This window comes from Nocardia sp. GP40, assembly GCF_050434125.1.
GTDB classification, from domain to species: domain Bacteria; phylum Actinomycetota; class Actinomycetes; order Mycobacteriales; family Mycobacteriaceae; genus Nocardia; species Nocardia albiluteola.
Map to the genome: position 1 here is coordinate 339743 of NZ_JBNPVW010000002.1, position 26505 is coordinate 366247.

The 26505-nt window shown below is 64.6% G+C and carries 29 protein-coding genes; 15 read left to right on the plus strand and 14 right to left on the minus strand.

Features of this window, described 5'->3' with window-relative positions; translation table 11 throughout:
• Positions 1-328: 328 nt before the first annotated feature.
• From ABH933_RS06105 to ABH933_RS06130, 6 genes are all read right to left on the minus strand, one after another.
• Positions 329-871, minus strand: coding sequence for a hypothetical protein (locus ABH933_RS06105; protein ID WP_429454938.1), 543 nt, complete (start codon positions 869-871; stop codon positions 329-331).
• A 191-nt stretch (positions 872-1062) separates the two neighbouring features.
• Positions 1063-2817 carry a hypothetical protein gene (locus ABH933_RS06110; protein ID WP_429454939.1) on the minus strand — a complete coding sequence of 585 codons (1755 nt, stop codon included), beginning with the start codon at positions 2815-2817 and terminating at the stop codon, positions 1063-1065.
• Between the two features lie 153 nt (positions 2818-2970).
• A complete protein-coding gene (locus tag ABH933_RS06115; protein ID WP_429454940.1) occupies positions 2971-3537 on the minus strand; it encodes a hypothetical protein in 567 nt (188 codons plus the stop codon).
• Positions 3538-3781: 244 nt separating this feature from the next.
• Positions 3782-4768, minus strand: a complete 987-nt coding sequence (locus ABH933_RS06120; protein ID WP_429454941.1) for a DUF4192 family protein — start codon at positions 4766-4768, stop codon at positions 3782-3784.
• Positions 4769-4812: 44 nt separating this feature from the next.
• Positions 4813-5082, minus strand: coding sequence for a hypothetical protein (locus tag ABH933_RS06125; RefSeq protein WP_429454942.1), 270 nt, complete (start codon positions 5080-5082; stop codon positions 4813-4815).
• A gap of 46 nt (positions 5083-5128) precedes the next feature.
• On the minus strand, positions 5129-5479 hold the full coding sequence (locus ABH933_RS06130) for a hypothetical protein (protein ID WP_429454943.1): 351 nt from the start codon (positions 5477-5479) through the stop codon (positions 5129-5131).
• A 727-nt stretch (positions 5480-6206) separates the two neighbouring features.
• On the opposite strand from ABH933_RS06130, the gene ABH933_RS06135 reads away from it, so the two are divergent.
• Positions 6207-6983 carry a hypothetical protein gene (locus tag ABH933_RS06135; RefSeq protein WP_429454944.1) on the plus strand — a complete coding sequence of 259 codons (777 nt, stop codon included), beginning with the start codon at positions 6207-6209 and terminating at the stop codon, positions 6981-6983.
• Entirely contained in the window at positions 6934-8856 is a 1923-nt protein-coding gene (locus tag ABH933_RS06140) for a hypothetical protein (RefSeq protein WP_429454945.1), read from the plus strand. Before ABH933_RS06135 ends, ABH933_RS06140 begins: the two co-directional genes overlap by 50 nt.
• An 8-nt stretch (positions 8857-8864) precedes the next feature.
• Here the strand turns inward: ABH933_RS06140 and ABH933_RS06145 are convergent, their stop codons facing one another.
• From ABH933_RS06145 to ABH933_RS06155, 3 genes are all read right to left on the minus strand, one after another.
• Positions 8865-9599, minus strand: a complete 735-nt coding sequence (locus ABH933_RS06145) for a hypothetical protein (RefSeq protein WP_429454946.1) — start codon at positions 9597-9599, stop codon at positions 8865-8867.
• Positions 9593-10228: a hypothetical protein gene (locus tag ABH933_RS06150; protein WP_429454947.1), complete on the minus strand. Its 636-nt coding sequence runs from the start codon at positions 10226-10228 to the stop codon at positions 9593-9595. Before ABH933_RS06150 ends, ABH933_RS06145 begins: the two co-directional genes overlap by 7 nt.
• A gap of 888 nt (positions 10229-11116) precedes the next feature.
• Positions 11117-11503 (minus strand): histone-like nucleoid-structuring protein Lsr2, encoded by a 387-nt coding sequence (locus tag ABH933_RS06155; RefSeq protein WP_429454948.1) that lies wholly within the window; start codon positions 11501-11503, stop codon positions 11117-11119.
• Between the two features lie 449 nt (positions 11504-11952).
• On the opposite strand from ABH933_RS06155, the gene ABH933_RS06160 reads away from it, so the two are divergent.
• Together ABH933_RS06160 and ABH933_RS06165 are read left to right on the plus strand one after the other, a co-directional pair.
• The gene (locus ABH933_RS06160) at positions 11953-12807 is read left to right on the plus strand and encodes an SDR family NAD(P)-dependent oxidoreductase (RefSeq protein ID WP_429454949.1); all 855 of its coding nucleotides are present in this window, start codon (positions 11953-11955) and stop codon (positions 12805-12807) included.
• 57 nt (positions 12808-12864) lie between these two features.
• The gene (locus ABH933_RS06165) at positions 12865-13917 is read left to right on the plus strand and encodes a GAF domain-containing protein (protein ID WP_429454950.1); all 1053 of its coding nucleotides are present in this window, start codon (positions 12865-12867) and stop codon (positions 13915-13917) included.
• Between the two features lie 655 nt (positions 13918-14572).
• Here the strand turns inward: ABH933_RS06165 and ABH933_RS06170 are convergent.
• Positions 14573-14743 (minus strand): hypothetical protein, encoded by a 171-nt coding sequence (locus tag ABH933_RS06170; RefSeq protein WP_429454951.1) that lies wholly within the window; start codon positions 14741-14743, stop codon positions 14573-14575.
• Between the two features lie 412 nt (positions 14744-15155).
• On the opposite strand from ABH933_RS06170, the gene ABH933_RS06175 reads away from it, so the two are divergent.
• Positions 15156-15668 (plus strand): hypothetical protein, encoded by a 513-nt coding sequence (locus ABH933_RS06175; RefSeq protein WP_429454952.1) that lies wholly within the window; start codon positions 15156-15158, stop codon positions 15666-15668.
• Between the two features lie 136 nt (positions 15669-15804).
• Positions 15805-16557, plus strand: a complete 753-nt coding sequence (locus ABH933_RS06180; protein WP_429454953.1) for a hypothetical protein — start codon at positions 15805-15807, stop codon at positions 16555-16557.
• A 115-nt stretch (positions 16558-16672) separates the two neighbouring features.
• Here ABH933_RS06180 and ABH933_RS06185 read toward each other — a convergent pair whose 3' ends face one another.
• The gene (locus tag ABH933_RS06185; RefSeq protein ID WP_429454954.1) at positions 16673-16795 is read right to left on the minus strand and encodes a hypothetical protein; all 123 of its coding nucleotides are present in this window, start codon (positions 16793-16795) and stop codon (positions 16673-16675) included.
• A gap of 160 nt (positions 16796-16955) precedes the next feature.
• Positions 16956-18305, minus strand: a complete 1350-nt coding sequence (locus tag ABH933_RS06190; protein WP_429454955.1) for a hypothetical protein — start codon at positions 18303-18305, stop codon at positions 16956-16958.
• A 388-nt stretch (positions 18306-18693) separates the two neighbouring features.
• Between ABH933_RS06190 and ABH933_RS06195 the strand changes: the two genes are divergently transcribed.
• Together ABH933_RS06195 and ABH933_RS06200 are read left to right on the plus strand one after the other, a co-directional pair.
• Positions 18694-18948 (plus strand): hypothetical protein, encoded by a 255-nt coding sequence (locus ABH933_RS06195; protein WP_429454956.1) that lies wholly within the window; start codon positions 18694-18696, stop codon positions 18946-18948.
• Entirely contained in the window at positions 18945-19124 is a 180-nt protein-coding gene (locus tag ABH933_RS06200) for a hypothetical protein (RefSeq protein WP_429454957.1), read from the plus strand. Before ABH933_RS06195 ends, ABH933_RS06200 begins: the two co-directional genes overlap by 4 nt.
• A gap of 139 nt (positions 19125-19263) precedes the next feature.
• On the opposite strand, the gene ABH933_RS06205 is transcribed toward ABH933_RS06200, so the two are convergent.
• Together ABH933_RS06205 and ABH933_RS06210 are read right to left on the minus strand one after the other, a co-directional pair.
• Positions 19264-20178, minus strand: a complete 915-nt coding sequence (locus ABH933_RS06205; protein WP_429454958.1) for an SUMF1/EgtB/PvdO family nonheme iron enzyme — start codon at positions 20176-20178, stop codon at positions 19264-19266.
• Positions 20179-20244: 66 nt separating this feature from the next.
• Positions 20245-21027 (minus strand): aminotransferase class IV family protein, encoded by a 783-nt coding sequence (locus tag ABH933_RS06210; protein WP_429454959.1) that lies wholly within the window; start codon positions 21025-21027, stop codon positions 20245-20247.
• A 236-nt stretch (positions 21028-21263) separates the two neighbouring features.
• Here ABH933_RS06210 and ABH933_RS06215 point away from each other — a divergent pair, with 236 nt between their 5' ends.
• From ABH933_RS06215 to ABH933_RS06245, 7 genes are all read left to right on the plus strand, one after another.
• Positions 21264-21695, plus strand: coding sequence for a DUF4254 domain-containing protein (locus ABH933_RS06215; RefSeq protein WP_429454960.1), 432 nt, complete (start codon positions 21264-21266; stop codon positions 21693-21695).
• 1 nt (position 21696) lies between these two features.
• Positions 21697-22143, plus strand: a complete 447-nt coding sequence (locus ABH933_RS06220; protein ID WP_429454961.1) for a DUF4254 domain-containing protein — start codon at positions 21697-21699, stop codon at positions 22141-22143.
• Between the two features lie 53 nt (positions 22144-22196).
• Positions 22197-22409 (plus strand): cold-shock protein, encoded by a 213-nt coding sequence (locus ABH933_RS06225; protein ID WP_429454962.1) that lies wholly within the window; start codon positions 22197-22199, stop codon positions 22407-22409.
• The gene (locus tag ABH933_RS06230) at positions 22406-23701 is read left to right on the plus strand and encodes a cytochrome P450 (RefSeq protein WP_429454963.1); all 1296 of its coding nucleotides are present in this window, start codon (positions 22406-22408) and stop codon (positions 23699-23701) included. Before ABH933_RS06225 ends, ABH933_RS06230 begins: the two co-directional genes overlap by 4 nt.
• A 16-nt stretch (positions 23702-23717) precedes the next feature.
• Positions 23718-24953 (plus strand): cytochrome P450 family protein, encoded by a 1236-nt coding sequence (locus ABH933_RS06235; protein ID WP_429454964.1) that lies wholly within the window; start codon positions 23718-23720, stop codon positions 24951-24953.
• Between the two features lie 113 nt (positions 24954-25066).
• Entirely contained in the window at positions 25067-25540 is a 474-nt protein-coding gene (locus tag ABH933_RS06240) for a hypothetical protein (RefSeq protein ID WP_429454965.1), read from the plus strand.
• Complete coding sequence (locus ABH933_RS06245; protein ID WP_429454966.1) at positions 25530-26477, plus strand: pyridoxal-phosphate dependent enzyme; 948 nt, start codon at positions 25530-25532, stop codon at positions 26475-26477. The genes ABH933_RS06240 and ABH933_RS06245 overlap by 11 nt, the downstream gene beginning before the upstream one ends.
• The last annotated feature ends 28 nt before the right edge of the window (positions 26478-26505 follow it).

Sequence of the window (26505 nt, forward strand, 5' to 3'; positions counted from 1 at the left end):
GGGTGAGGTGAGCGCGCGGGGCGCTTCGCGGCCGGCCGCGAAGCGGCCTGCCGGGTTTGTTGCTGGGCTAACGGATCGCGCGCCAGCGGCGGCACTCCCAGCCCCGTGCGGCAGCACGGATATTCGGTGCGCGCGCCGAACGTGGGAGCATTCCGCTCTCCGGGAGGACAGGGCTGTGGGTGTTGTTGGGCGAGTCGGGTTGGCCGGCTGTGGGGTTCGCATGTTGTCCGTTGGAGGAGACGGCACGGAGCGCAGCGGAGTTCAGTTGCGGTGGTGCTGGCCGCACACAGCGAGGGCATGGTGCCCGGCTGTGTGCGGCGGGTGGTGGTTAGGTGTTGGGGGTGGGGTTCTGATTCGGTGGCCATTGGTCGCGGTGGATGATCGGGACGCGGGCGCGGCGGCAGGTGAAGCAGTGGTCGCGGCTGCTGGCGGTGACGTCCAGGCGGTGGCCGATCGGGCGTCCGCAGCAGGCGGTCACGTAGTCCGGATCCAGGGTGCGGGCGGCGGTGCGGGTTATTCCGCAGGCGCAGCGCTGGGTGTGCGGGTTGAATTCGTGGGTGTGGCTGCGTGGTGGTAGTCCGCCGATGTGGTCGCGCAGCAGTTCGGCGCGGGTGCGTTCGGCGGCGGCGCGGTGGTGGTGCTCGGTGGCGCGGCGGTGCCAGAACTGGGCGGCTCGTGTGCCGGGCTGCTGTTCGAGGGCGAGTAGGTCGGCCTGGCGGGCGAAGCTGCGGTACAGGTCGGCGGATTCGATGGTCTGACACAGCCAGCGAAGGACTCGTTCGGGTGTGGCGGCGGGCAGTGTGAGGATGCGCCGGAGTGAGGCGGTGCGCTGGTCGGTATCGGTGTCGGTGTCGGATGTGTTGTCGTGCACAGGATTTCCTCATGTGGTGAATGATGGTTGGGCCGGGTGGCTGGGCCGGGGACGGCGCTCGAGCTGCCCGCGTCATGGGGCTGCACGCAGCGCAGCGGAGTTCGATTGCCGCGCCCCCTGGCCTGAGCCGGGTGATGGTTGGCCCGTGGGCCGGACCCTGTGCGGGTCCGGCCCACGGGGTGCGGTGTGGGTTAGGTGGTTGCCTTGGCGGCCTTGGCGCGGGCTTCGGCTTCGGCGAGTGCGTCGGTCAGGGTGATCTGTCCGAGTAGCGCACGTTCGATCGGGCCGGGCTTGTGTCCGGCTGCGACCAGTACCCGCAGGTAGCGGGCGTGACCGGTCTTGTCACCGATGTAGTGGACGTTCGGCCGGTCCTGGAGGATGCGCCAGTAGTGCGGCTGCTTCTCATTGGGTTGCATCCATGCCTCGGCCGCAGCCATGGCCAGCGCGGCGAGAATCAGGGTCGCGCGCTGGTCGCTGGCCTTCTGGGCATCGGCGGCGGCTTGTTCGTCGTATCCCAGGATTTCGGGTAGCTTGCTGATCGCGCCCGTACCCTCGCCCAGATCGAACCACTCGGCCGCGATTTCCCGTGCACGCTCCTTGGTGAAGCTGCCGGGATCGGTGAGTACCCGTTGCGTGACCCACTGGATAATGCCCTTGGGCAACGGCTTTCGGGTCAACCCCTTGTCGACCTCGCGCTTCAATATCTTGTCCCGCACATACTCTCGGCGTGCCTCGGTGTCGGTGCGGGCGGCCTCGTTGGCCTTGCGGCTGATGGCGGCGGCGTCGGCCTGCTTGCGGCTGGTGCCGTCGCCTTTCTTGGCGACCTTCAATTTGGCGTGCTTGCGGTCGGTGCACCAATAGCGCGGGACGATACTCGGGGTGAAGTGCACCGCGTTGGCGTGTATCTTGCCTTCGGCCGGTGTGGCGTCGGGGTCGAGATACGTCGCTATGTCGATGTCGTCGACCTCGACCTGTTCGCCGGTATCGATGCGGACGGGCTGTTCCTCGTAGCCCAGCAATACCGCCCAATCGCCGGGGCTGACGACATCGGCGACTGTGGCTTTGCGGCCTCCGGGGGTCTCGAGATCTTCCAAGGCCGTGGGCTTGTCCTCGTCGTAGTAGCCCGGTTTCCGCTCGAGGAGTGTGTATCCCTTCTTGGCGAAGGTGGCGCGGGCCTTGCGCAGCTCGACAGCGGCGCGGCGTTCACGCCGGATCTCGATCACCGTGCGGTTGAAATAGCCTGCGGCGGCGGCTTGGATGAGTCGCTGCATTTCCTTGGCGGTCGGCTCGAGTTCGGCGGCGGTAGCTGCCTGCACCAGGTCGAGATCGCCCGCGACGGTGGCGGCTTGGGCTGCGGCGGCGGCGCGGGCCTTGCTCATGCGGGCCACGGCCGCCGCGTCCTGGGTGCTGACGGTTTTCAGCCGCTTGTGCACAGCGGCCGGGGTCGCACCCAAATCGAGCATTTCCTGGATCGCGCCGAGTTCGTCGGCCTCGGTCATCTCGAGCCGGTGTTTGTTCTCTCCCCACTGCGATCCGATTTCGTCGAATCGCTGTTCCTGGGCGTCCTTGCCGCGTGGAGGGGGGACCAGGGTGACCGGGCACGGCCGGTAATCGACCGCGCGGGCCGCGAGGGTGCGACGGTGGCCGGTCTTGACCTGTAAGAACCCCTGCGGGTTGATCCACGCGACCGGACTGGTTTCGAATCCGTTCTCGGCGATGTCGGCGAGGAATTCGGGGTCCAGGGTCAACTCGGCGCGCTGGCGGATGTTGCGGCCGAATACCAGGTCGTCGGGGTCGGGCTCGATCGAAAGCCGTTTGGTTTGGGTGGCCTCGAGTGCGGCGGTGAGTTCGGCAATCTGCTCGGCCGACAGCGGGGCCGGGTGGCGCTTGCGTCCCTCGACCGGAGTATCGGTCGCAGCCGGGGTCGGGGCTTCGGTTGTTGTCATCGAGTGCTGTACCTCCTAGGTTGGGAGGCGCAGCGCCGGGCGGGTTCCCGCCGCCCGGCGCTGCGCCATGTGTTGAGGGGATGTCGTGGTGATCGGCGCGGGGCGGGCGGGCCGCGCGCGGACCGGTGAGGCGAGGTCACTGGTTGCCGGGGTCTAGATGAGGCCCAGTGCGAGAAGCCAGGAGGGACGGCCATGCTCGCAGGTGCCGTCCGGCTCGACCTCACATCCGTCGGTGGCCTCGGCGACACTGTCGACGGCCCATTCTTCGAGTTTCCAGAGTGGGGGCGGCTTCTGTTCCATGCCGGGTTTTCCTTTCTCAGTGCCTGTTGTCGGTGTGCGGGATGACTTTCGAATTGTGCGAGAGGGTTTTCCCGAGCGCACGCCATTGGGTGTTGTCGGAGACTTTTTGGAGGATGAAGACGAACTTTCCGGCGAATTTCGCGCCGCTGCTTGCTGCCGAGTATCGGCGTAGGAGGCGATAGTATTCTCCGCGCACCGAGACGACTGATCCGATTTCCATGTGGTGTCCCTTTCTGGTTCTTCCAGTTCCGCGAGGGCTTCGAGTCCGGCGGCGAATGCTTTTTCTGGGGTGCTCGCGGTGCCGTAGCGCGCTTGCGGGCGGTATTCGTTGGGATATATGACGCTCCATGACCAGCGACCCGTGTAGCCGTGTCCGGCCATGAAGGCGCGTTTTACGACGATCTCGTAGTTGACGGTCATAATCCGGTTCGATCCTTTCTGTTCCGCATTTCTGTCCGCGATGCGGCGGGCGGCGATGCGGTCGGGTGGGTCGACGTTGTTCGGTCGATCCGTTGTTGATGTAGACCGGTTCACACTGTGGAGTTGTCAAAGATCTGAGGTCGGGCGGGGTTCCCGCTCTCTCTGTTATCTATTATCGTACATTTCGTACGCTATTAGAGCTAGAGATTTCGTTGTGATCCGAGTCACGTACGAGGTTGGCTAGCTAAGAGAAGTCGGGTACTTCGATGCCGAATTTGAGGGCGGCGTGGCGTCCCTGGGTGAGCATTGGCCGCACGAATTCGATGGGGATTATGCGTTCGTGGGCGACGGCGACGAATTCGATCAGGGAGCGGATTTCGGTGCGTGCGGTGCGTGCGGCTTCGCGGGCATGGGTGACGGCTTCGTAGCTGGCCACGCCGTAGCCGGTGATGTAGTGCAACAGGGCGACGGCGGCCAGGAGGTGCGCGCGGGGGATGTCGCGCATTTGGTTGGCGGCCTCGGTGAGGACTTCGGCGGCGGCGCGGGGGTCGATGGCTGCGACGCCGAGCATGGCGGTACGGGCGGGGTGGGAGATAGTGACCATGATTTCCAGGCGGGCGGCGAGTTCGGCGCTGGGGTGTGCGCCGGTGGCGACGATGCGGGCCAGTTCGCGCAGGGTGGTAGCGGCGAAGCTGGGGCGGGCGCTGTCGGCGCGAGCGACGCGGCGAGTCTCGGGGTCGGGGGTAGCCGCGAGGGTGTAGCGGGCGATGAGGTCGTGCCGGGCGGCCAGTAGTACCCGACCCTCGGTGATGGCCGCGACCGCGACGGCGGTTGTGGCAGGGTCGGGGATTGTGCCGACGTGGTAGGTGTCCAGGTCGGTCCAGGATGCGCCGCGCTGCAACTGGTGGGTGTAGGCGCGACCGATCAGGGTGATGGCGTGGGTGTCGAGCTGGGCGGTGATGAGGTCGGCGAAGGTGAGTGCTTCACTCGCGCGGTTGGTTCGGGCGACTACGACGATCTGCACTGCCTCGAGATGGCGTTCTGCGGCGACAGCGGCGATATGAGCGGCGAAACCGGCCCGGTCCTGGTCCAGAGCAGCATCGACAACCATGGCGATACGTCCGCGACGGACAAAGATCAGAGTGACGGTCTCGTCGGGGAAAATCCCGAGTAGTGCGGGGACGCTGCCGATGTAGTCGGCGGTGGTGAGCTGGCCAGCGGTGGTAATCATTGCGGGAATTTCTCCTATTTGCATTGTTGTGGGAGGTCACAGGGCTAGGGCTTGCGGATGCGCATCGAATCGATGAAGTCGTACTCGGCCAGGAAATCCCTTGCCTCGACGACCAATTCAGCGAATGCGGCGGTGTGACCGTCCTTGCCGACGGTCTCGGCCAGGTTGGCGACGCGCTCGGCGATCTCGAGACACGCGGTGGCGCGGCGGTCGAGATAGGCGCTGAACGTCTCGTGGTTCGCAGGCACGGGCAGCGGGCCGACCTCGCGAACCAGGGCCTCGTGTACGTGAGCGGGGGTGTGGTGAACGGGCATGGCTGTCCCTCGTGGTTTGTTTCGGAAATTCAGGGCGGGTGCGTTTTCAGCACACGAACATATATGTCGCGTCGACGATTGTTTCGAGCACGGTGGGGAATTCATATCGGAGATCATGGGGATATACGGTTTTCCCGCATTCGCACCGGCGGGTGGTGTCCATCGACCAGTACGGGGTGTGATACTCAGCGGTATCGGTATCGTCGAGGTAGATCGTGCCGACACGCTCTCCGTTGCTGTAGAGAAATCCACCGAACGGGGAGAATTCGATGGATCCACCCTTTCCGGAATACCGGCGCGTGCAGACATACATTCCGTTTCGATATTCGACTTCGACGCTTCCACGGAGGATGTAGAGGGCGTGGCCGAAATCAACAGGCGTGGTGGTGACGGACATTCGATGAGCCTTCTTTCTTCCCTCTTGCTTACATCTCTATTCTATTTGACGTACGTTTCGTACGCAAACAGAGAATGGCAGCTAGGCTGTGTGATGTATCACCGCCTATTTCTTTTGCCTCACTTGACATTTCGCGCCGAATCCCTTTGGGAGCGCCTGCCCCTCCGGCGAGGAGCAGGGTGTGGGGCGGCGCCCCGCCCGCGGCCGCCAGGCCGCGAGGGTTTTCGGTGTCCGGAGCCCTGCCACACCAGAGGCGTGGTGGGTGTCGGGGGTGTTCCTTCGGTCGGCCTAGTGGTCCGTCTCTGATCGCACCGGGTGCCGGTTGTCCAGGTGGAGGCGCTTTTGCTCCGCCTGGACAACCGGCACCCGGTGCGATAGGCCACTGCTCTAGGCCGGCCGGAGGAACACCCTCGACACCCCGGGCTCCGGACACCGCGCGAGCGCCAGCTCGCGGATCCCGACCAGATACCAGGTCGCTGCTTGCGGTGGCGGCGCCACCACCTTCGAGGTGATGCGCTACGCCGGGTGAGCCTGCGGGAGCTGCGCCGGTCGGGCACGGCTGGCGGTCGCGGCAGCTCAGATCCCGCTATCGGTCGAGATCAGCAACGGGCGCACGGGCACGCAGGAGCAGAGTCTGCCGCTTAGGGTGATCTACAGGGTGCAGGCCGGGGCTGCTGGTACAGCCCGAAGTTTCCCGTAGTTGCGTACGTTGCGTACAGTATTAGACATGGGAGTACGTGAAGAGATCGAGGCCAGCGCGCTGCGGGATCACTGGCGAGCCGGGCTGGATGCCGCGTTCGCTGGTGCCGTGCACATCGTTCGTCGTTACGGCGTCCCGGAGGTGGTGCTGCTGCCGGAGGCGGAGTGGCGACGCGGCCGGCGGGCTGTCGCGGTCGACGATATGTTCATCTCCGAACTTCCATCGAAGGACGCACGCACCCAGTGGCGCAAGCTCCGGGTCTCGGTGCGAGATGGGCACCACACGGCGGTGACGGTGTCGGGGGTCGTGCAGGGTGTGCTGGCGCCGTACCGGTGGGCGGTGCGGGCGTTTCCGGAGTGGAAGCTGCCTGACGCACCGAATGCGGTAGTGCCGTCGCCGGGGGCTGCGGTGGGCCGGGTCGTAGTCCAGGGCCCGGAATGCGTGATGGTGACGTACCGCGGAGCGGCACGGCAGCGCAAGCTCGAAGAGGAGTTTGCTGGCACCACGGATCCGGCGTGGGAGATGGATCGGCGCCTGTCGGCCGGTCCTGCTCGGGTTCCTGCGGACCGTCGCGCACGGATGCGGGCAGTGGTTGTGGTGATCGACGGTCAGGTGGCGCGGGTGCGTGCGGTGGATCCGGAGGGGGAGTGGGTTGATGTGGAGGGCACGCGGGTTAGCTTGGCGCCGTTGGGTGCGCCGTTGAGCCGGGCCGAGATCGATGAGCGTTTCCCGACGCTCGGCTTGTATCCGGGTGATGAGCGGCGTGCTGCGCAGGGTTCGCCGCGGGAGTACGTGGATTTGTGAATCGTTCCTGGACATCCCTCCGGCTACCCCATTCCGGGGTTTAGGTTCCATCGAGCAGGCCCGTCACCCAACTATGGAAGGACTGTCGATAGTGATCGACTGGGACACGATCGGTCAGGAGCGGTTCGATCGGCTTGTGGAGGCATTGATCAACCGCCGCTACGACACTGACGAAGTCACCGCGGTGAACGGCCGTGGTGGCGATGGAGGCATCGATCTGGATGTGCGGCAGGGTGATCGGGTCAGCATCTTCCAATTGAAGTACTTCCCTGAAGGCTTCAGCGGCGGGTTCATCAAACGGCGAGGCCAGATCACGCGCTCATATAAGAAGATGCTCGGCGAGAAGCCTGACGAGTGGGTCCTGGTGGTGCCCAACAACCTGACACCTCCGGAGCGGAAATTCGTGGACGGACTCGGTAAGGGATCCGCGACGCCGCGCCGCCGCGTGATCGACCGGAAAGAACTCGACGCCCTGCTCATCGAGTTCCCTGACATCGACCGGTGGTTCCAGCGCGACCCCTCCACCGAACTGCGCAGCAACGCGGAGATCTTCAATCGTGAGGTCGACAGTCTTCTCCGGCCCGACGATCTCGGTGATCGTGTTCGCGCCCTGGGCGAACTGTCCGACACCGTCGATCCGGACTGGACCTACGACTTCCACCGCGACGGTGACATCGTGTCGGAGATCATGCGGCCCAAGCACCACCGCGCGCAAATCGTGAGCCCAATACATATCAACCTGCGCGGCCAGTTCGGCCCGCAACATGCGGAATTGTTCGAACGGTTCCAGCGAAGGTTCCGGTTCGGCACTGCTGAGACCGTCGAGCTGCCGGCCGAGACCGTGGACAGCGTTGAGGTCACCGGCCCCGAGCACATCGCGCGTCAGTTCGGGTCCAGCACGGTGATCATCGACCCCGGCGACAGCACCGCGCCCGGCGTCGGACGGATGATGGAGGTGCGCTTCTTCGACGAGCACGGAAATGTCCTGGCCACCGACGAAGGACGCATCACCCATCTAGGGCTCGGGACACACGGGTTCTCTTTGGATGCGGCCTTCTACGGCGATCATCTCTCGGTGCGGATCACGTTCCCAGTAGGCCCTGGACCGCACCAGATTCCAACCACAGCGCACGCGTCGTACAAACTCGACGGCGCCCGCCCGCGGACTGTTGCCGATGTTCTCCGGTTGGCTCGACTGTTATACACCGCCTTTAAGATGGAGGTCGTCATCGAAGACAACCTTCTGCTGTCGGTGACGAATCAATCCGGCAACGAGGTCGACTGCGACGCCCTAATTCTGGAGGAGTTCGCGGCCGATCTCGATATCGTGCAACAGCGCTGCGGCAAGTATTTTGCCCTGCCAGATACCATCTCGGCGCTGGACCGCATCGAAGTCCGCGTCGCTCGCATCCTCATCGAAGGCGGCATCGTGGCAGCCCCACGAGCCCATGCCGTCACTATTACCCTGTCGGGTACGGACTCCCCGGAACTGCGAGCCAGCATGACAGCACGGGAAGTTCCGGTGCTGATCGGATCCGAGGACTACGCCGTGTCCCTGGCCGGGAGGACACTGTCAATCGGGCCGGTGTGGCTGTTCCATCGTGCCGCTGCCGCGGTCAACCCGGCCGCTGCCATCGCGGCGCTCGAGGTCGGTGAGGCCGCCGGGATCACGATCGACTACGAACCCGTCACCGATCCGTACTTCCTCGCCGCCTCGGCCGAACTGCCCGAGGAACGGCTATACAACCAACCCCAAACCCTGTGGGAGCTCACCGGAATCAGCCAACCACGCCATAAATGGAAACCCGAAGCATCGCCGACCAGCGACGCCTCACCAGCCCCAGAACCCGGGTCCAGGGACGGCGTGGCCTGAGAGTTGCGCTAGGTGGGTATGGGGATGGGGGTGATATCCGTGGTCGTGGCGAGCGTCGTGTCGTCCACGGCCCAGATGATTTGCATGGCGTCGGGGTGGTCCGCGGCGTGGCCATTATTACGCCAGGCATTGGCGACGAGCTGCCCGACGCGGCGGGTGGCGAGATAGAGGATGTGGGCAGCGGGGTCGTTGTCGGTGTGCAGGCGGGTCGCGTGGGAGTTCAGAACGCTGGCGAGGCGTTGCGGTGATTTGGCGGTGAGTTCGACCTCGATGATGACAGTGGTGTCGTCCGGAAGCCAGAGCAGTCCGTCGGCGAGATGCGCGGCTCGCGTTAGTGGTGCGTCCCTGGTCCACTGCCGGGGCTGGTCGCTGATTTCTGGCGCGAGTGCCTGGTTATAGGCTAAACGCCCGGAGTTTCCTGCGCTGAGCAGTTGGATGGACATTTGCGCAGCGATGAGGTCGTGAGTTAGGTCGCGGCGCGTTACCTCGTAGGGCTGGCGCGTCGGCCAATAGAGTCGCCGGTTGTTGCCACGTTGCAGGGTGGTGCTGTGAATATGTCCAGCGGCGGCGAGTTGCAGTAGTCGTTGGGACAGTCGTTTCCTGGTAACTGGAGTTCCGCCGAAGTAGGAGTAGGCACTTCGCATCGAGTCGGCGTTGGCGACTTTGACCTCTCCGAGCCAATGCAGAACTGCTGCATCGCGTTCAGTGATCGCTGCCGATACGGCATTTGTTGTGGTCACCATAGCTCCTGGATTTGCAGCCGCGCTGCCGACGGCAGTCCGGAGGCGAGCAGTTTCACTGCTTTTTCGGCGGGATCATCGTCGACTGCCGTGACCGCAGTTGCCGCCGCACCGATGTCACGGCGATTCAGCAGTGCGGTACAGAGCATGACGATGTCGGCCAAGGAGTCGTCGATGAGTTGGCTGTCGATGCCTTGGTGGCGGGCATGCCACGCAGCGCCACACGCGGCGCGGACTTCCCGGGTTGCTGCGTCGATGATGGCTGGATCGATAGTCCCACAGGGTAGCAATTGCATCGCGGCCCAGAACAACACGACTTCCGGGCAGTCGGATTTTCCTGGCGGTGGCAGATGTACCGCTAGCACATCGGTGACGTCTGGAGAAGCGGCCGGGTCGGGTTGCGGCGTGGCCGGTCTCGCGAATTGGCGAGCAAGGTCGCCATTGCTGATCGGCGGTCTCCAAGCGGTGCGTTGCTGCGCAGCGATGACTTTCTCGCGTGCGCGGATGCGGTCTACATCTAAGCGGCTGCCGCCGCGCAGAGTATCGGACAGGATGATGACCGGATCGACAGCGGCTTGCACTGTCTGGTCGATGGTGACTGCTTTTAGCCGCGTCAGAATCGTGGCGTCCATGCCACACTCTCCTCCCCCGCCGCCATAGTGGGCGCGATACTCATTCGACGTGATGGTTGTGCCGATTCTTTCCCGACTCGTATGAAGGTGTTGTTCATGTTCCCGCCTTCGACCTAATTCTATTACCGATGTTATCTGCGGTATCTGACATCGAAGGTTGAGATGCCTGACGGGTAGCCACGTATCGGTCTGCGGCACCCGTGGTGACCACGCTGTTTGTCGTGTGCGCGCCGGCGGCGCGCTGATGGTGCGCAGCCGCCATCACAGGGCCTGCGGCGCAGGCCCGACTATCTCCCCCCGGCGAGATCGTGCCGACGACCATGAAAGCTCGGTCACTGCGACGCGCCAGCGTCGCCGAATAAACGGACGCCGCAGGCGTTCCCACGAGGTGGTGGGGGAGGGTCGCGCAGCGCGCCCTCCCCCACCACCGAGCACGTGGCCGCGAATGCGGGCCGTGCCGCGACGCCGCCAGGCGGCGCGGATTCCGGCCAGCCCCCTCCGGGGAGGGGGCGTCGGCCGAGGGGGAGGCGGAACCCCCTCCTGGAAGGAGGGGGCAGGGGGAGGAAGGAACCCCCTCCTAGATAGGAGGGGGCAGGGGGAGGTGGATATTACTTCTATTTTTCTTTCCCTTTTAGTTTCTGTGGGTTCTCGGTTTGCCTCCGTTCCCGGTTTCTAGACCACCCTCACTCAATCTTTTCCTGAGTGAGGGTGGTCTAGAAATCGGGAGCCTGCGGACGAAGGGAACGGAGGCAAACCGAGAACCCACAGGTCAGTGACGTATTGGGTAGCGAATAGGGTATTCCGTAGGGATATGAATAGATCCTGGACTGCGGCCTGGACAACTATCGTGATATCGTCCAGGCCGTATCCTGAAGGCTATTCCAGGGGCTATTCCACAGTCTGGTCCAGGGCGGCTTCGGTGGGTGCGTATTCGCCTGTTGGAGCAGTAGCACGGGCTCGGTAGGCCGCTACTACCGCCTCGGGGACACGGCCGCGGGCCGGTACGGAGTGCCCATTATCCTCGGCCCATTTCCTCACCTTCGTCGACTCGGCGGGCCCGTTGCGGCGTGGTTTGGTCCCTGTTTTCTTGCTTACCTTTCGGGCGTTCTTCAGAAACGGCGCAAAGGCTTCGTCCATGCGGCGAGCGCTATCGGGACTCAGGTCGGTCTCATAGGCGATGCCGCGGTATCCGAACGGGATGGTTTCGGCGTTGTCGACTACTTGGTTGGTGAGGTCATCGGTGACTTCGATGATGGTGCGAGCCCGACGTGACATGAGCGGGGCTCCTTCCCTATTTCGGTATCCGCAGCGAGCACCCGGGTGCGGACGATTGATATGTATCCCCGAACGCCAGGATATGCACGAAACTGTGATTCAGCATCCAGCACCGCGGGTGCGTGCGTTGCGCGCGAGCGCCTTGGGTTCGGTAGCAACGAGTTTGGAGCGGGCTGCTTCGAATGCCGAATGCAGGGTTGGCGGCGCCGTGATGCTGATTCGCGCTGGTCAGCGGGAGGGGGTGCGGGCAGTATTGCCCGACAATGCAATTGGACATCTCCGGATTGCCGCCGGAGACAATGATCGGCACGCACGATTTCGGCTGGCCGCCAGCATGTTCCAGAGCAGGTCAGCATGTGGGCGGCGGGGGCATACACGGGTTGGGCATGCGGGGAGCGCGCTGCGGTCGTAGGCTGCGGTGTAGTTGATCGCGGATTGGGGGGATTGTCATGACGTTGTTCGGACGGGCGGCAGGCGCAGGGGGACCGGCGCCGAGTTTCTTTGTCGGTCTGGTGGTTGCGGTCACTGGTGCTGGGTCTGGGATCGGGCGCGAGCTGGCGATTGAGCTCGCCCGTCGTGGTTCCTCACTGGTGTTGGCGGGTCGACGTGGTGAGGCTCTACGCGAAACTCGGGAGTTGTGCACGGCCCCTGACGATGTCGAGGTCGTTGAGGTCGATGTGTGCGACCGGGCGCAGGTAGCAGAGTTCGCACGGCGCACTGTGGATCGGTTCGGCCGTTGCGATGTGCTGCTGGCCAATGCTGGCATCCTTCATGTTGGCAGCGTCGATGCGACTCCGCACGACGATTTCGATTCGGTGATGGACATCAACTTCGGCGGTGCGGTCAACGTGATCAAGGCGTTCCTTCCGCTCTTGATCGCCACCGGCCGGCCAGCGCGGATCGCTACCGTGTCATCGGCTTTGGGCCTTATCGGCTCGGCGCACCACGCGCCGTACTGTGCCAGCAAGTTCGCGCTGCGCGGATTCACCGAAGCGCTACGGGCGGAACTAGCGGGCACTAATGTCGCTGTGACCGCGGTATATCCGGGCGGAATCCGGACGTCGATCTCACGGTCTGCGTGGCTGGCGCCGGATGTCGACCGAAGTGCGATCGTCAACCGTTTCGAGGGCCAGATCGCCCGGACCGATGCTGACGAAGCCGCCCGCCGAATCCTGAAGGGTGTCGAGCGCGGGAGCGCCCGGGTGCTGATCGGAGCGGATGCTCGGCGCACTGAACTCGCTGCCCGGATCGCCGGCCCGTACTTCGGTGAGTTCCTTCGGCTCGTCTCGAGACCAAAGCTGTGACGGGTCATCGGCACCGCTTTGAATCGGTTGGCAACCTATCTCGCTGAAGGGGGCGACATGGCAACGAAATGGATTTTGCTTGAGATGTTTCGGGGGCGGCGGCCGACGGTAATCGCGGTTGGGCGTACTCCGAAGAAGTTCGTGCAACTGGATAGCATCCTCAAGAATCGAACCACTTTGTCCGAGGCCAGAGTGGCTATCGCCGAGGCGGCCGCTGCCTACCGACCGGTGGATCGGGTGTCTTCTGATGGGACTCGTCGTACTATCGCTTTGCCGCTGTTGATTTCGTCGAACCGCTTGCACGGCGTGATGTTGTGGTCAGGCCCCCCGACCGAGGCTGTCCCGCCGCCGGAGCGGGCGGGCGCGTGGGTTTTCGACCTCACGGCCGACACATCGCGGCGGAGTGATGACTTGCTTGCCCTCATGGGATATCCGCCCGAAGAGTTCGACGCACTCCGGGAGCATTCGATCGCGGCCGTATTCGCCGAACCGCTGACACCGAACTACGCCAAACAAGGTGACTCGTTAGCTCGTCTCGTACGAGCAGACGATGGTACCGAAACCCAGCAGGTGTGGACCATACAACGCCAGGACGGCGAGCTTCGCGCTGCTCATTATTCCTGCCTGATGGTCCATGAGACTGGACCAGATGACAAGGTCAAGAAACTGTTACGTGGAATCACACATGATATCGGACCAGCGACCGAGACACCTGTGGCACCACCTGTCACAATTCTTGAGCACCGCGTGCTCGACATATCCGCCGACGAAGGCGAGTACCGCGTCATCATGAATCCGCGAACGCTGCAAATGTTGCGTTGGATGGGGCGGCCGATGCCCGGCATTGCGTGGGAAGGACTGCAGGACGAGCCAGCGCCCGCGATTCACCCAGACGATATCGGCATCGCACGTGCGATGTCCGACGGCCTGCGTGAAGGCCGCACCGAAGGCCGGGTGCGCGTGCGGGCACTGGATGGAAGCTGGACGCTAATGGAAGCGCGTGCGGTGCTGGTGTTGCTGGACCAGTCCACGACCGCCGCTCTGGTCACGGTCAAGCTCGCCACATCGAACGGATCCCCGGCGCGTACGGACCTACCGGCCACGCCATAACCGTGCTCAGGGAGGAGGAGTGCTCGGTGGCGGTGAGGGTTGGGGAGGTCATTGAGCGGACATCTGGGTCGCCTTGCGGAACTCAGCGACCGCGCGGTGCTGTCCTATGGGTATGGCCCATGATGATTCGATCGATCGTGAAGCGCTAGTTTCTGCAGGACTGGATGCTGACGACGAGCAGGTTTGGGACGGTCAGCGGTGGATCCAGGGTGTTCTACGGCAGCAGGCAGTCCAACATCCGGGGCGTTACCGTCATTACCTGCTAAAAAACGCCTGTCCGATCCTGGAAGGGGATCCGGATCGGACAGGACGCATTCAAAGTAACATCTGAAGGACTAGCGTTGAGTCGGTCTGAAGCGGGGCACCGGAATTACTTCCGGGCCGCTTCTCCAGGCCGTTCGCCGCACCGCCCGTGCCTGTCTCCAGGCAACCGGCCCTACACAAGCCTCGGCAGGCGCATTGATCCTCGTGGGCCTCTGGCCACGGAGACGGATCTTCGCACCCCGGTAGCGGTACCGCGTGGTGCGCACCGCGGCCGGGTTGTAGAGCTTGACCTCGCCATCGCGCCACGTCCGCGAGGTCCAGGGCGCATCGTTCCTTGATCCGCAGCCCGGCGTACCGACCCGGGCGCCCGATCCCGCACGGGGCGCTAGCCTCATTGATGCCGATGCAGCAGTCGCAGCGGCCACCAGTGCGGGTACGCGCCCGGCGCGTCCCGGTCCATCGGCGCCACGAGTGCGCTGCCGTCATCGATCTCGATCACTTCGAAGACCTGCGGAATGGCGGGACTCTTCGTGACCTGATCACCAACACCGATTTCGTGCACACGTCAACAATATCGGCTTAGAGGTTCGGACAAGCTCGTCTGAAGTCAATTGCCGTCGGGCTCGTTTTTCGGGACGTTCTGCAGGAGCGCGACGTCACCGATCTGGGTCCGTCGACGAGCTGTATCCGCCTGCGGGAGCCGCCGGGGAACTGGTCAGAGAGCTGCTTGGCGGGCTGGCTCGAACAAGCCGATATCGAGGACGGGCACCGCGTTGGGGCAACTCGTGCCGAGTCGACACCTGGCCAGGCCAGCCCTTCCCAATGACAGCTCGGAGCGAGCGTCGCACAGGCTGCGTAGCGATCGTCACCGGACGCTTCACTGGCACAGCCACAGTCGACGTCGTCAGGTCGGCCCGATTGCTACGATCCGGGCACCGAGCACGACGCCGAGGAATTCGAGGGGATGAGCAACAGTGGCCGATCTTGCCGAGGTGTACGACGAGGCAGCACAGGATGCGCCGGACTGGATCGAGTGGGACGACCAGCGTCGCTGTTTCCTTCAGATCGACCAATTATTCGACACGTCCCTGCCTGCGTCGTCCGCGGCCCAGAACATCGCAACCGGGAAGACCGTGCCGCCTTGGCCGCAGGTCCCCCGATACAGCCACGAAATGCTCATATGGGTCGAACAGGCCGCATTCGCACTATTCCCGAACCAGAAAGCCTTGGCCGACAACACCGATGTCGCCGATCGGGTCGTCTGCTACCTGGTTGAGTACCTGGTACGCAAGGCGGGCGGGCTGAGAATGAACGTCCCCGGCAACGGAACTCCCGTCTACACGGGATTCGGGCCGTCGGTCTGCTACAGCTATACCTCCGAGGTCGACAACCCCGTCGACATGCTGGTGAGCATCGGCGAGCACGGTGACGGCTTCGCCGAAGACATCACCGCCCGCGTAGAGGATTACACCGACTCCCTCATGTGAGGCGATGCGATCTGCATAACCATACTGCGCGTAATCCGTTGGGGAACAACAACATATGAGCGAAGAGGACGAGTTACGGCGGCGCCGGGAACGGTCGGAGAAGTCGCGGGAACGAGGCCGTCAGTTCCATAGAGGAATGGCGCAGATCCGCGGGGAAACCCGCGAACGCGGGTGGGCTCACGAGCAAGCTATCACGCTGGCAAAAGGCAAGGGCAACACCAGGATTCACGACACCGCCCGTACTAATGAGCGAGGTGGGCGGGAATTCACCGAATACAAGTACGGTCAGCGCATCCGCGGGGATCCGAAGATCTTGAACCAGCTGATCTTGGATCGTGAGGTTCTGTCACGTGATCCACATGCGGTCGGTACGTGGGTGATGCGCGCCGGTGCCGCCGATTCGACCCTCCGCAGGCAGCTCGAGGCGATGCAGCGAGACTTCGGTGCCCGGTTCAAGCTCGTGGAGATCTCCCGGGAGGAAGCCGAGAAGGCACGCCGGCTCGGACGAGCGCTCGAGCAGCAGGCGCGGGGAATGCAGCGAGAGCTGCACGATGTGCCCCAGCTGATCCGCGACCAACAGCAACGTGCCAGGGAAAACAAATCGCGAGTGCAGGACGCAGTGGCCCGCGCTGTGGCCCGTCAGGCTCAGGAGAAAGCTGAGAAGGCGCGCCAGCGAGAACTGGCCCGGATCCAGCAAGAACGTGCCCAATTCCTGGCGAGGCTGCCCCCGCAGGTCGCGCGCGTGCTTGAGGTGTCCATGCCGCCCCCAGCCCAAGAGCTTGAAGCGCGCGAGGCCGGTGGGCCACCGGACACGACCAGATCCGGGCGATCACGCGGGGGACGAGAGGCACACGCGCGAGAACGCGGCGGACGTGCCAGGGGTGACTGAAAGTGTCCAGGTTATGCGCCCGCCACACTCCCGCGGCAGCGCCTACGCCGATCTATCGGTGCCCGGGAGAACAATGATCGCATGTCGAGTAAAGGCAAGCGGTCGGTTGTGCGGTTCAAGTTCGGCCTATGCCGATCGCTTCCACGTAAGAGCGGCGGTAGATGTCTTCCACGGTTTCGCGAAGCTCGCGCGCTTCGGGGGCGTTGTAGCGCATGAACTCTGGGGCGAAGTCGGTCATGGCGTGATCGCTTTCTTCTTGAGGGCATCGAACTCATCGCACAGGTCGCGGTCGGTCGGCCGCTGTTCGATCGCTCCCGGGTCGGCCGCAACTCCGCCAAGGTGCGGCCCGAGTGCAGCTCGTGCGCTGTCGTCGATCCGGCCCATCCCTCAGTCGCCGGTCAGACCATACGTAGCTCCTCCATGCGCGCATCCAGTGTTTGAGCAGCTTGTGACCCTGGTGCGCGGACATGGACCAGTGTGCGGGCGTCCTGTAGCTGGCCGGATACTCGGGCCGACCCGTTCGCTGCCTCCGTTTCAACACCGTCGAGTATCGCGCTGAGCCCAGCGTCCAGTTGACCGGCGTCGAGGTAGATCGTTCCGAGCAGGATGTGGGATGCGGCCCGGTCCCGTACCGCTTGCAGCCTCAGCGACTCGTTGGCTGCGTCAATCGCAGCTGCGAGGTCGCCAATCTGGTGCAGTGCCTTCGCTCGCATCCGGGCGATATGGCCTGCCGTGCAGAAGTACGCCAACGACTCCTCGGGCGTGCGGGGCGTGGTCACGTCGAAACCCTCCGCGCGGGTAAGCGCTTGTCGCGTCTCCGAGGCATGTCCGGCCCTGGCCTGAGCGAGTGCGGTTATGCCCGCAGTATGTGCCCGCAGCAAGGGGTCACCCGAACGGGTAGCGCGCAACTCCGCTGCTGCCGCTTGGTCGACCGCCACGGCGGGCTTACCGATCTCTTCAGTCATTCCGGACCATTCCGCCATTGCCATCGCGCCGGCGGCGTCGTCACCGATCTCATCGGCGACGTCTCGCGCGGTCTCGAAGTGCTCCTCTGCCAGGCTGGAACGCCCCAGGTCGAATAGCTGCCATCCGGCCGATGTGGAGATCTTGCTGCGCAGCGATTTCAGTCGGCGCTCCAGCGGATCCCTCGGACCCGCTAGTAGTGCTTCGGTGATGTCGACCTGGGTCAGCGTCGTTCGGATTGCTGCCTGTGGACCCAGTAGGTCATCTTGGAGCCGAGCCTGGTTCAGCATCGACTCGATGTTGTCCAGGACCGCGGCATCGACGCGCCGTGGAGTCACGACCGCTCGGATCGTACGTTCTACCTCGCCGACACTGAGCGCAGCGGTAATCGCTGGCGCTGCTGCCGTGATGACGGCGATTGCTCTCATCAACTCTCGGCGCTGCACTTCGTCAACCTCCTCGCCGCCCCCATTCCAGCGTAGGGCAGCATCAACCCCTCTACCAGTTTGCGAGGGCTTCGCTACTCTTACTGCACGGGGGTTGTAAAGCCCCAGTTCCTCAGCCGTGGCACCGAAGGTGCGTTCCAATGCCTGTCGGTAGCCTTCAGTAGGCCACCGGGTAACGCCACGCACCAGCCGTCGAACAGCTTCCTCGTCATACGCCCCGGGTTTGCCAGTTATCTGCTCATATGCGGCATTGACCCTGTCGACGACTTCACGCTGCTTCCAGTCATGATGCTTGATCAGCGTTTCGAGCTGGCGATTTCTCCGGCCCGGCGATCCCATCCGATGCCCTCCCACATCTATCCAGACGATGGTGCCCGACGGCACCCCGCAACTTCGCTCCGTGAACTTGCGGGGAGAAGTTGCCCTACTGATAAATACTCTCGCGGATCACGCTCGAATGTGCGCCCCTGATCACGAATTTCTTCGACCGGGCGACGCGAATCCGGCCCGCCGCCGGGGGTACCCAGTGCCCTTCCCGTATGTCGACCAATCCAGCAGTGACGCCAAGATCGACAGCGCACAGTCCCCGGCGGCGAGCGTCGACGACGCAGACGAGAGAGGACAACCCGTGGAGAGCGCCAGGGAACCAGCAACACCGCGGAGTCGTCTCGCAATCCGCTGTCTGCGGCCCGACCTGACCGACGACCGTGATCGTGACGAGCGCGACATGACAGAACTGGGTCAACGGCTCGGCCGGGCCGTCGACGAGACAACCGTTGTCCTCGATCCACGCCGCGAAGGTCCATGGACGACGGTCATGCTGGCGCTGCGGCGCACGCAGGCTGACGCGGTGATCGTTCCGCACCTCGGGCACGTGGACGGCATCGACGGATGGATTCGTGAGCACGCCCAGCTGATCACTGTCCAGGGCGAACGCGTGCTCGAACGCTCCGCGTCCCGAGCCTCGGCGGCGACGGCATGAGCACGGTCATCATCTGGTGCATCGTCGTCGGCTGCCTCGGCATTTTCATCTCCGTGATCGGGCTAATCATCGCATTCGACGTTCGATACCCGCGCGATGACAACATGCCGTGGCAGCACACCTCTCGGGAGCCGTCCTGCCCGACGAGTGAGTCAAAAGGTCTGCACAGGAAGTGATCCGGCATCGATGGGCATGAGCAGCGACAAGGACGCACACGACGGCTGGTACTTGCCGGACTGGCACGGGCCCGCGGCGTTTCGTGTGGCGTTCGGCGCCTACAGCGATCGCATGGCCGCGGCCAGAGCCCATCAGGCTCTAATCCGGCAACTCGATTGTGACGCAGCGAAATCCGGTGTCATCGTCGAGCATCGTACGGTCGGCATCGTTACGAGCGGCTGGTGCTGCGCGGTCGAACGGCGAGGTGAAGGCACTGCCCTTGAGTTCGAATCGGCCTGGGGTGGTCTCGGTGGCCTGCCATTCCCAGACGTTTCCGCACAAGTCGTAGACGCCCCACGGACTCGCACCGGATTTGTATCGGTCGACCGGTGTCGTGGTGCCTGGTCCGGATCCGCGAACGTTGGTCTTGGCGGCGGTCGCTTGGTTTCCCCACGGCCAGGTGTGGCCTCGAGTTCCGCGGGCGGCTTTCTCCCACTGCGCGCTGGTGGGGAGTCGCTTATGTGCCCACTGTGCGTATGCGGTGGCGTCGTCGTGACTCACCCACACGACGGGGTGATCGACGATCGCAGGCGGCGGGCTTGCGTCGGGCCAGTGCTGGGGTGGTGTGTGGCCGGTGGCCGCGACGAAGCGGCCGTAGTCGCTGTTGGTGACCGGATAGGTATCGATCCAGTAGCCGGCTTCCCAGTGGGGCTGGTCTTGCGGGCCGGACAGGTAGACGCCTTCGGGGATCCAGGTGATCCATTTGCCGTCGAGGGGGTGGCGGTCGCGGGTGGGGTGGACTTGGGCGTCGGTGTCACGGGCCTCGCCGAGCGCGTCGGGGGGGACCGATTCGATGAACCGTGCGGATTCGTCGGCGGTGAGCCACGACAAGGAGGTGTCGAGAGCCTGCTGGTTGGCCGGTCGCGGCTCGATCGAGTCGCCACCAGCCTCCCACTTGGACACCAAGCGCACGTTGACTCCCAGGTGCGCGGCGAATTGCACCAGAGTCATCCGCCGTGCAGCGCGCAATGCGCGCACGTCGGATCCGGTCCAGGGCCGAATCAGGCTGGCCATTGCGTGCAGGCTTCCTTCCCCTTGTGCTGGCGCATCAGCCTAGTCATATCGAGGAAGAACTGCTGCTCAGATCTTCTGTGGCGGAATGGATTCGTAATCCTTTCGCAGGATTTCGATGAGTTCGTGCTCGATCGACCACTGCGTGTTGTCGACGCGGGATACCGCTCGGACCCCGACTGCTGCGTTGGTCGCCACGGCGCCGACGAATTCTCCGAGTCGGTCCAGCGTCACTGGTTCGGTAACAACATCTTCGTCGCGAGCTTGGGTGAGCAACCGCATGGTGGTGCCCACGAGCACGTCGGCATGGGGCCAGACGAGTTGGCCGGCGCTCGTGATGAATCCGATGTTGCTGGTGGCGATTTCGGTGATCTTGCCATCAGGCGTGGTGAACACGACATCGTCGAACCCGGCCCGTTTGGCGGCGGCGCGGTGGTGCAGGGCACCGAACAGGCCGATGTGTTTCACCCGGGGCAGATCGCGGGCGTAGACCATCGATTGCAGAGACATCGGCGCCTGCGGCACCGCGGGGGCACTGCGTGTGGTGACCAGCACGTGGGGATGTGCGGGGCCGCCGGGGTTGCCCAGTTCGATGGCCGGGTCGTAGATGGTGACGCGCACCGTGACCGGCTCGGTGACCTCGCGCAGCGCGTGTCGGACGTGATCGCGGACGCGGTCGGGATCGAGGTCGGTGGCGAAGACCTGGCGACAGTCCCGGGTCAGCCGGTCCAGATGCAGCGAAAGCCCTCTGACCGAGCCGCTCACCACGCGCATCGAGGTGAAGTGTCCGTAGTTGACCAGCCCGAGAGGAGCGAGGTCGGCGAGCGTGACCGGCGCACCGTTGAGTTCCATACCGCCAGTTTGGCACCGCCTGGCGGCCGTAAAGGAGTTGGCTGGTGCCGAAGTTCGGTGCCGGGGCAGTGCGGTTCGGTGCCAGGGCAGTTCCCAGTCCCGGGTCCTGTGCCAATGCTGAGGTACATGACAACTGCGGACGGGGACGGCGGGATTGCCGTCTCACCTACGCGGCGGCCGCCCGGCCGGTGGTCGGCGCGATGCGCGCACAACCTGGTTCTACGCCGGAGGCGGGTATGACCGCGCCGCCGGGAGACCCCGGCTTGCCGGACTGGCATGAGCTCGAGGACGCATTCATCAGCAACTGCTGGGCGAGTACCCATCCGGTCACCCGGTGTGCGTGCGAGTTGGCTCGGCTGCATCGGCGGCGAGGTCTGCGGCGTCGCCCTGTGGCGGTTTGTCGTCGTGCGCGGCTGATCGCGGCGATCGATGCGTGGGCGATCGAGCATGTCCGCGGCCTCGAGGTGTCGGGTTCGCTGGGCGTGCACGTGGACCGGATGGCGGCGGCGGTCGTTGCGGCGCACCGGCTGCTGCGTACCTGCGATTCGGTGAGCGAATCGGTGCGTGCGGCGTTCGCCGATGCTGCTGTGTTGGCGGCGCGCTGGACCGAGATCATCACCGCGACGGTGCCGCGACACTACGGGGAGCTGGTGACCGATGAGGGATGACATGTCGTTGACCGCCAGCATATTTCCGTCGAAAGACCTGGTGCTCGCAGCGTGCCGGGGATTCCCCGTCATCGGTAATCATCCGGTGTTGGATGCGGCCTCGGAGTTGGCGCTGCTGCATCAGATCCGTGAATGCACTCCGGTCAGCGAACTCGAGGAAATCGACTGGCGTCGAACGCGATTGGTTCTGTCGATCGATCGTTGGGTGAGGATCGCGGCGCCGGTGCCGTTCGAAGCTGCCCGTACCCATACCGAGACGATCGGACAGGTGATCGATCGGCTGGCGCAGCTGACGATGCAGGCGTTCCTCGCGCTCGCGAACGCACCCGACTGGGTCTACTACGACGCCTACGTGATTGTGCTCGACCTCGCCAATGCCTATCAGGACCTGGTCGACGAGGTAGCCGTCGGGATCCGGCGATTACCCCAGCGCTCTGCGTATCGGTGACACCCCGGCGATCTGCCATGCCAACCACCAAGACATAGGGAAGCGAGTACAGCATGCCATTCGGCACAGTGCTGTGGTTCAACAAACAACGCGGCATCGGCTTCATCAAGCCCGAAAAAGCCTGTGACGCAAACATTTTCGTGCACCATTCAGGGATCGCCGGACACAGTTTCCGTGCACTGCTGCACGACCAGCATGTGGAGTATGAGGTTGTCCAGGGCGAGCAGGGTCCGAGGGCCCAGAACGTCCAGGCGGCAACCCGATGAGCTTGCCGACACAGCCCGGAATGTGTCCGGTCGCGCACGGATCGCCTACCAGGGCCGGTGACCGGCGGGTGCCGCTGTTCACCCCGGAGTTCGCCGCCGATCCGCACAGCGTGTACCGCGACATGCGCCGTCATCGTGGCCCGTACGTTCCGATCGAACTGGCGCCCGGTGTCCCGGCGACGCTCGTGATCGGCTACCGCGCGGCGTTGACGATCTTGCACGACGAAGCCCGGTTTCCGGCCGATCCCAGTGAGTGGGCCAGGAGGTGCCCGCCGGATAGCCCGCTGCTCGAGATGCTTGGACCGCGGGATAACGCGCTGCGCAAGGCGGGCCGTGAGCACCTGCGCTATCGTGCGCCGTTGTCGTGTCTGGAGACCGTTGATCGCCTTCGACTCGAGGGTGTGGTCGATCGCCATGCCGAGAGGTTGATCAATGCCCGGTGCGGGTCGGGGGCGATGGATCTGCGCCACGACTATGCGCTGCCGCTGACGTTTTCGGTGCTGTCGGAGCTGATGGGTTTCCCCGCCGATGTCGCGGCGACGGCCTACCGCGGGATGGCCGCGATCCTCGAAGGGACCGAGGACGCGGCCCAGGGCGGCCAGGATTTCGTGGCCGCGATCGGGGAGGTGGTCGCCGCGAAGCGGCGATCTCCGGGTACTGATCTCACCTCGCAGATGATCGTGCACCCCGAGCGGCTCGGCGACTTGGAGGTCATCCAATCTGCGGCGTTGTTGTTTGCCGCGGGCACCGAGCCGACTACCAACTTGGTGCTGAACACGGTGTGGTTGTCGCTGATCGACGAACGGTTCGCCGGGGGCGTGATCAGTGGCACCCTGCAGACCGCAGACGCGGTCGATGAGGTCCTGTTCACCGATCCGCCGTTGGCGAACTTCTGCGTCACGTATCCGCGCCGGCGGCTCTGGATCGAGGCCGACGACTATTGGCTGCCGGCGCATGAGCCGGTGGTGATCAGCCTGACGGCCTGCAACAACGACCCCGCGATCGCCCGCGCCGGGATGGATCGCACGGGCAACCGGTCACACCTGTCGTGGGGTGCTGGACCGCACGCTTGCCCGGCCAAGCAGGTCGCCCTGACCATCGCCCTGCGCATGCTCGACTTGTTGTTCGACGCGCTACCGGAGATGCGGCTGGCGATCCCTTCTCACGAATTGCTGTGGCGGCCAGGGCCTTTCCATCGCGCACCGATGATGCTGCCGGTCGAGTTCGCGCCGACCGCGCCGATGGCACTGGCCGCACCACCACTGTCTGTACCCACTCGACCGCACCTCTGATCAGAAAGGGAACCCGATGGCTATCGACAAACTGGTCCTGGATCCGACCGGCGCCGACATCCACGGTGAGGTGGCGCGCCTGCGCGCCTACGGCCCGGCCGCGCGAGTCGTGCTGCCTGGCGGGGTGCACGGGTGGCTGGTGACGGACCATGCCGTATTGCGGCGGTTGATGGTCAGCTCGCGGGTGTCCAAGGACCCGCAGTACTGGTCGGCGCTCAACGCCGGGGAGATCCCGCAGGACTGGGTGATGCGGCCTTGGTTCGAGGTTCAGAACCTCCTGACCGCCTCCGGCGACACACATGAGCGACTGAGAGGGGCGGTCGGGGCGGCATTCACCGAACGCCGGGTGCGGGCTCTACGGCCCAGGATCGAGGCGATCACCGGCGAAGAACTGGATCGGCTCGCCTGGACAAGTGACGGCGATATCGCAGACCTGCGTGCCGGTTTCGCGCGGAGGTTGCCGATCCGGGTGATCACCGAATTGATGGCGGTGCCACCCAGCATGGCTGGGCCGCTGTGCCGCCACGCTGACGGTCTGCTGAACACCTCCGCGGCACCCGATCGTGTGCGGGCCGACTATGCGGCGATGATGGGCCTGGTCACCGAGGTGATCACCTACAAACGCAGCCACCTGGCCGACGACCTGACCAGCACACTGATCACCGGCCCCGACCGCGCCGGACCGCGCCTGAGCGAGGAAGAACTGCGCGACACCCTCGCCTTGTTCATCACCGCCGGGCACGAGACCACGACGAACCTCCTCGGCCACGCCGTCATCGCGTCGCTGACCCACCCGAGACAGCGCGCCGAGGTCATCGCCGGGCACATCTCCTTCGATCAGGTGATCGAGGAGACGCTGCGCCGCAATCCACCGATCGCGGCGATGCCGTTCCGGTTCACAGTCGAGGATATCGATCTCGGCGACGGCGTACAGATCCCGCGAGGCGAGGCGATCCTCGCCTCGATCGCGGGAGCCAACCGGGATCCAAAGGTGTTCGGTAAGCAGGCACACCAGTTCGACGCACGCCGAGACAGCCGGGGCCACATGGCGTTCGGGTACGGGATGCATCGCTGTGTAGGTGCACCGCTGGCACGCCTGGAAGCCCGCGTCGCGCTGCCGGGACTGTTCAAGCGATTCCCGCACATCCAGCTTGGTGTTGACCCCGCCGAGTTGCAGTCCCTGCCCAGTTTCGTGATGGACGGACACCGCGCGATCCCGGTGCGTCTGGGCGCGCCCGCCCCGCCATCTTGACATCGATCTCGGCGACGGCGTGCAGATCACTCTCCCGGTGCACCCGCACCGCGCCGGGCCGGACCCCTTGATTCTCCTTGCACACCATAGTGTTTCGAATTCAGAGGAATCCCATGTCTATCGACGTTCTACCCACCCGCCCGGATCCGGCTGTCACCGACGATTTCCGTGCAAGGTGCCGACTGTACCGGTCCCTGTACGGATACACCTGGTACGACGACCGCACGCGTTCGCTGACTGTGCGCGCACACCGCATCCGGGCGGTGATAGGTCCTGCCGACCTCGGTACGAAAGCTTATGAGGCCCTGCGTAATCGGGACCTGCCGATCGTCACCATCGGAAGCACCGAGCGCTGGATGTTCCTGACCCAGCCTCCGGCCGAGTCGGACGATCTGCCCCAGCTGGAATTGCAGATACTCCGGACACACGTTACGGCTGTGGGCCCGGGAGCGGAGCTTGCGCTCCCGACACCGGGCCGACATCTACGGCACTGGAAGTGCGGACTGCCGGACCAGACCGAGCTGCCGACCTATGCCGAGGTGGTCCGGGCCCTGACACAGCCTGCGGGAGGCCGCAATGGGTGTTGAGGAGATCAGCTGGCATCCGGACATCGTCAACGCCTGGCACAACATCGCCGGTGACATCGCACCCCTGTGCTCCACCGAGTTGAACACCGCAGCCTTGCCCAGCACGATCGGTGCTCGGGTCGTGCTCGCGCACGAGGAGCACCAGCACGCGGGATCGTTCCGCGCCCGCGGTGCCCTGTCCTATTTACGGGCCATGCGCAAGGCCGGCGCCCTGCCGCGCGAAGGGATCGCCGTGGCCGCGGACTGCGTACCGATGGCCGCGGCGTGGGCGTGGGCGGCCAAGACCGCCCGGACTCCGGCGATGCTGGTTGCCTCCCCGGTGCCCGCCGCCGCGCTCAGACCGATGTGCGGTGACGGTGTCACGGTGAAGGTCGTGACCGACGGCGATCCCGGCGCCTGGCGCGATGCCTATGCCAGGGCGGTACGGGCGTTGGTGCCCGATCCGGACGATCCGTTGATCGCGGCGGCCGCCGGGACGTGGGTCCGCGACATCTACCGTCTGACGCCAAGTTTGAGCACCGTGATCATCGCCGGAGGCACCGACGGGCTGCTGCTGGGCACGGTGGCCACTGCGCACCACCACGGCCTCAAGACCGTGCTCGTCACATCTCAGGAGGAACCGATTCCTCTTGCTGCGCAACAGGTTCTGGCCGACGAGCGACGGTTCCCGGGCATGGCATCCGATGGCCGTGGTGTTCGCCTGGAGTCGGTGAAGGTGGCGGCCGCCGATGTCGCGGCGGCCGCCCGGATGCTGCGCAGGCGCGGTCTTGTAGTCAACGAGGAGGCCGCGATGGCACTGGCGGCGTTGATGACCCCGGTGCAGGAGCCGGGCCGCTGTTACCGACCTCAGTCGCACGAGTCGATCGCAGTACTGCTGTCCGGACCACCCAGCCCGTCGCCCTCGGCCACACCACACGCACTGACGGGAGCAGCATGACTCGGCATCTGCCAACCGATCTTCTCGT

Coding starts and splice junctions, on each gene's coding strand:
- ABH933_RS06115 (WP_429454940.1), bottom strand. CDS start 3,537: ATGACCGTCAACTACGAGATCGTCGTAAAACGCGCCTTCATGGCCGGA.
- ABH933_RS06165 (WP_429454950.1), top strand. CDS start 12,865: ATGGCAACGAAATGGATTTTGCTTGAGATGTTTCGGGGGCGGCGGCCG.
- ABH933_RS06220 (WP_429454961.1), top strand. CDS start 21,697: ATGTCGTTGACCGCCAGCATATTTCCGTCGAAAGACCTGGTGCTCGCA.
- ABH933_RS06210 (WP_429454959.1), bottom strand. CDS start 21,027: ATGGAACTCAACGGTGCGCCGGTCACGCTCGCCGACCTCGCTCCTCTC.
- ABH933_RS06110 (WP_429454939.1), bottom strand. CDS start 2,817: ATGACAACAACCGAAGCCCCGACCCCGGCTGCGACCGATACTCCGGTC.
- ABH933_RS06190 (WP_429454955.1), bottom strand. CDS start 18,305: ATGGGATCGCCGGGCCGGAGAAATCGCCAGCTCGAAACGCTGATCAAG.
- ABH933_RS06195 (WP_429454956.1), top strand. CDS start 18,694: ATGACAGAACTGGGTCAACGGCTCGGCCGGGCCGTCGACGAGACAACC.
- ABH933_RS06160 (WP_429454949.1), top strand. CDS start 11,953: ATGACGTTGTTCGGACGGGCGGCAGGCGCAGGGGGACCGGCGCCGAGT.
- ABH933_RS06140 (WP_429454945.1), top strand. CDS start 6,934: ATGAGCGGCGTGCTGCGCAGGGTTCGCCGCGGGAGTACGTGGATTTGT.
- ABH933_RS06240 (WP_429454965.1), top strand. CDS start 25,067: ATGTCTATCGACGTTCTACCCACCCGCCCGGATCCGGCTGTCACCGAC.
- ABH933_RS06245 (WP_429454966.1), top strand. CDS start 25,530: ATGGGTGTTGAGGAGATCAGCTGGCATCCGGACATCGTCAACGCCTGG.
- ABH933_RS06180 (WP_429454953.1), top strand. CDS start 15,805: ATGGCGCAGATCCGCGGGGAAACCCGCGAACGCGGGTGGGCTCACGAG.
- ABH933_RS06230 (WP_429454963.1), top strand. CDS start 22,406: ATGAGCTTGCCGACACAGCCCGGAATGTGTCCGGTCGCGCACGGATCG.
- ABH933_RS06145 (WP_429454946.1), bottom strand. CDS start 9,599: ATGGTGACCACAACAAATGCCGTATCGGCAGCGATCACTGAACGCGAT.
- ABH933_RS06150 (WP_429454947.1), bottom strand. CDS start 10,228: ATGGACGCCACGATTCTGACGCGGCTAAAAGCAGTCACCATCGACCAG.
- ABH933_RS06120 (WP_429454941.1), bottom strand. CDS start 4,768: ATGATTACCACCGCTGGCCAGCTCACCACCGCCGACTACATCGGCAGC.
- ABH933_RS06185 (WP_429454954.1), bottom strand. CDS start 16,795: ATGACCGACTTCGCCCCAGAGTTCATGCGCTACAACGCCCCCGAAGCG.
- ABH933_RS06135 (WP_429454944.1), top strand. CDS start 6,207: ATGGGAGTACGTGAAGAGATCGAGGCCAGCGCGCTGCGGGATCACTGG.
- ABH933_RS06235 (WP_429454964.1), top strand. CDS start 23,718: ATGGCTATCGACAAACTGGTCCTGGATCCGACCGGCGCCGACATCCAC.
- ABH933_RS06205 (WP_429454958.1), bottom strand. CDS start 20,178: ATGGCCAGCCTGATTCGGCCCTGGACCGGATCCGACGTGCGCGCATTG.
- ABH933_RS06200 (WP_429454957.1), top strand. CDS start 18,945: ATGAGCACGGTCATCATCTGGTGCATCGTCGTCGGCTGCCTCGGCATT.
- ABH933_RS06225 (WP_429454962.1), top strand. CDS start 22,197: ATGCCATTCGGCACAGTGCTGTGGTTCAACAAACAACGCGGCATCGGC.
- ABH933_RS06155 (WP_429454948.1), bottom strand. CDS start 11,503: ATGTCACGTCGGGCTCGCACCATCATCGAAGTCACCGATGACCTCACC.
- ABH933_RS06130 (WP_429454943.1), bottom strand. CDS start 5,479: ATGTCCGTCACCACCACGCCTGTTGATTTCGGCCACGCCCTCTACATC.
- ABH933_RS06125 (WP_429454942.1), bottom strand. CDS start 5,082: ATGCCCGTTCACCACACCCCCGCTCACGTACACGAGGCCCTGGTTCGC.
- ABH933_RS06215 (WP_429454960.1), top strand. CDS start 21,264: ATGACCGCGCCGCCGGGAGACCCCGGCTTGCCGGACTGGCATGAGCTC.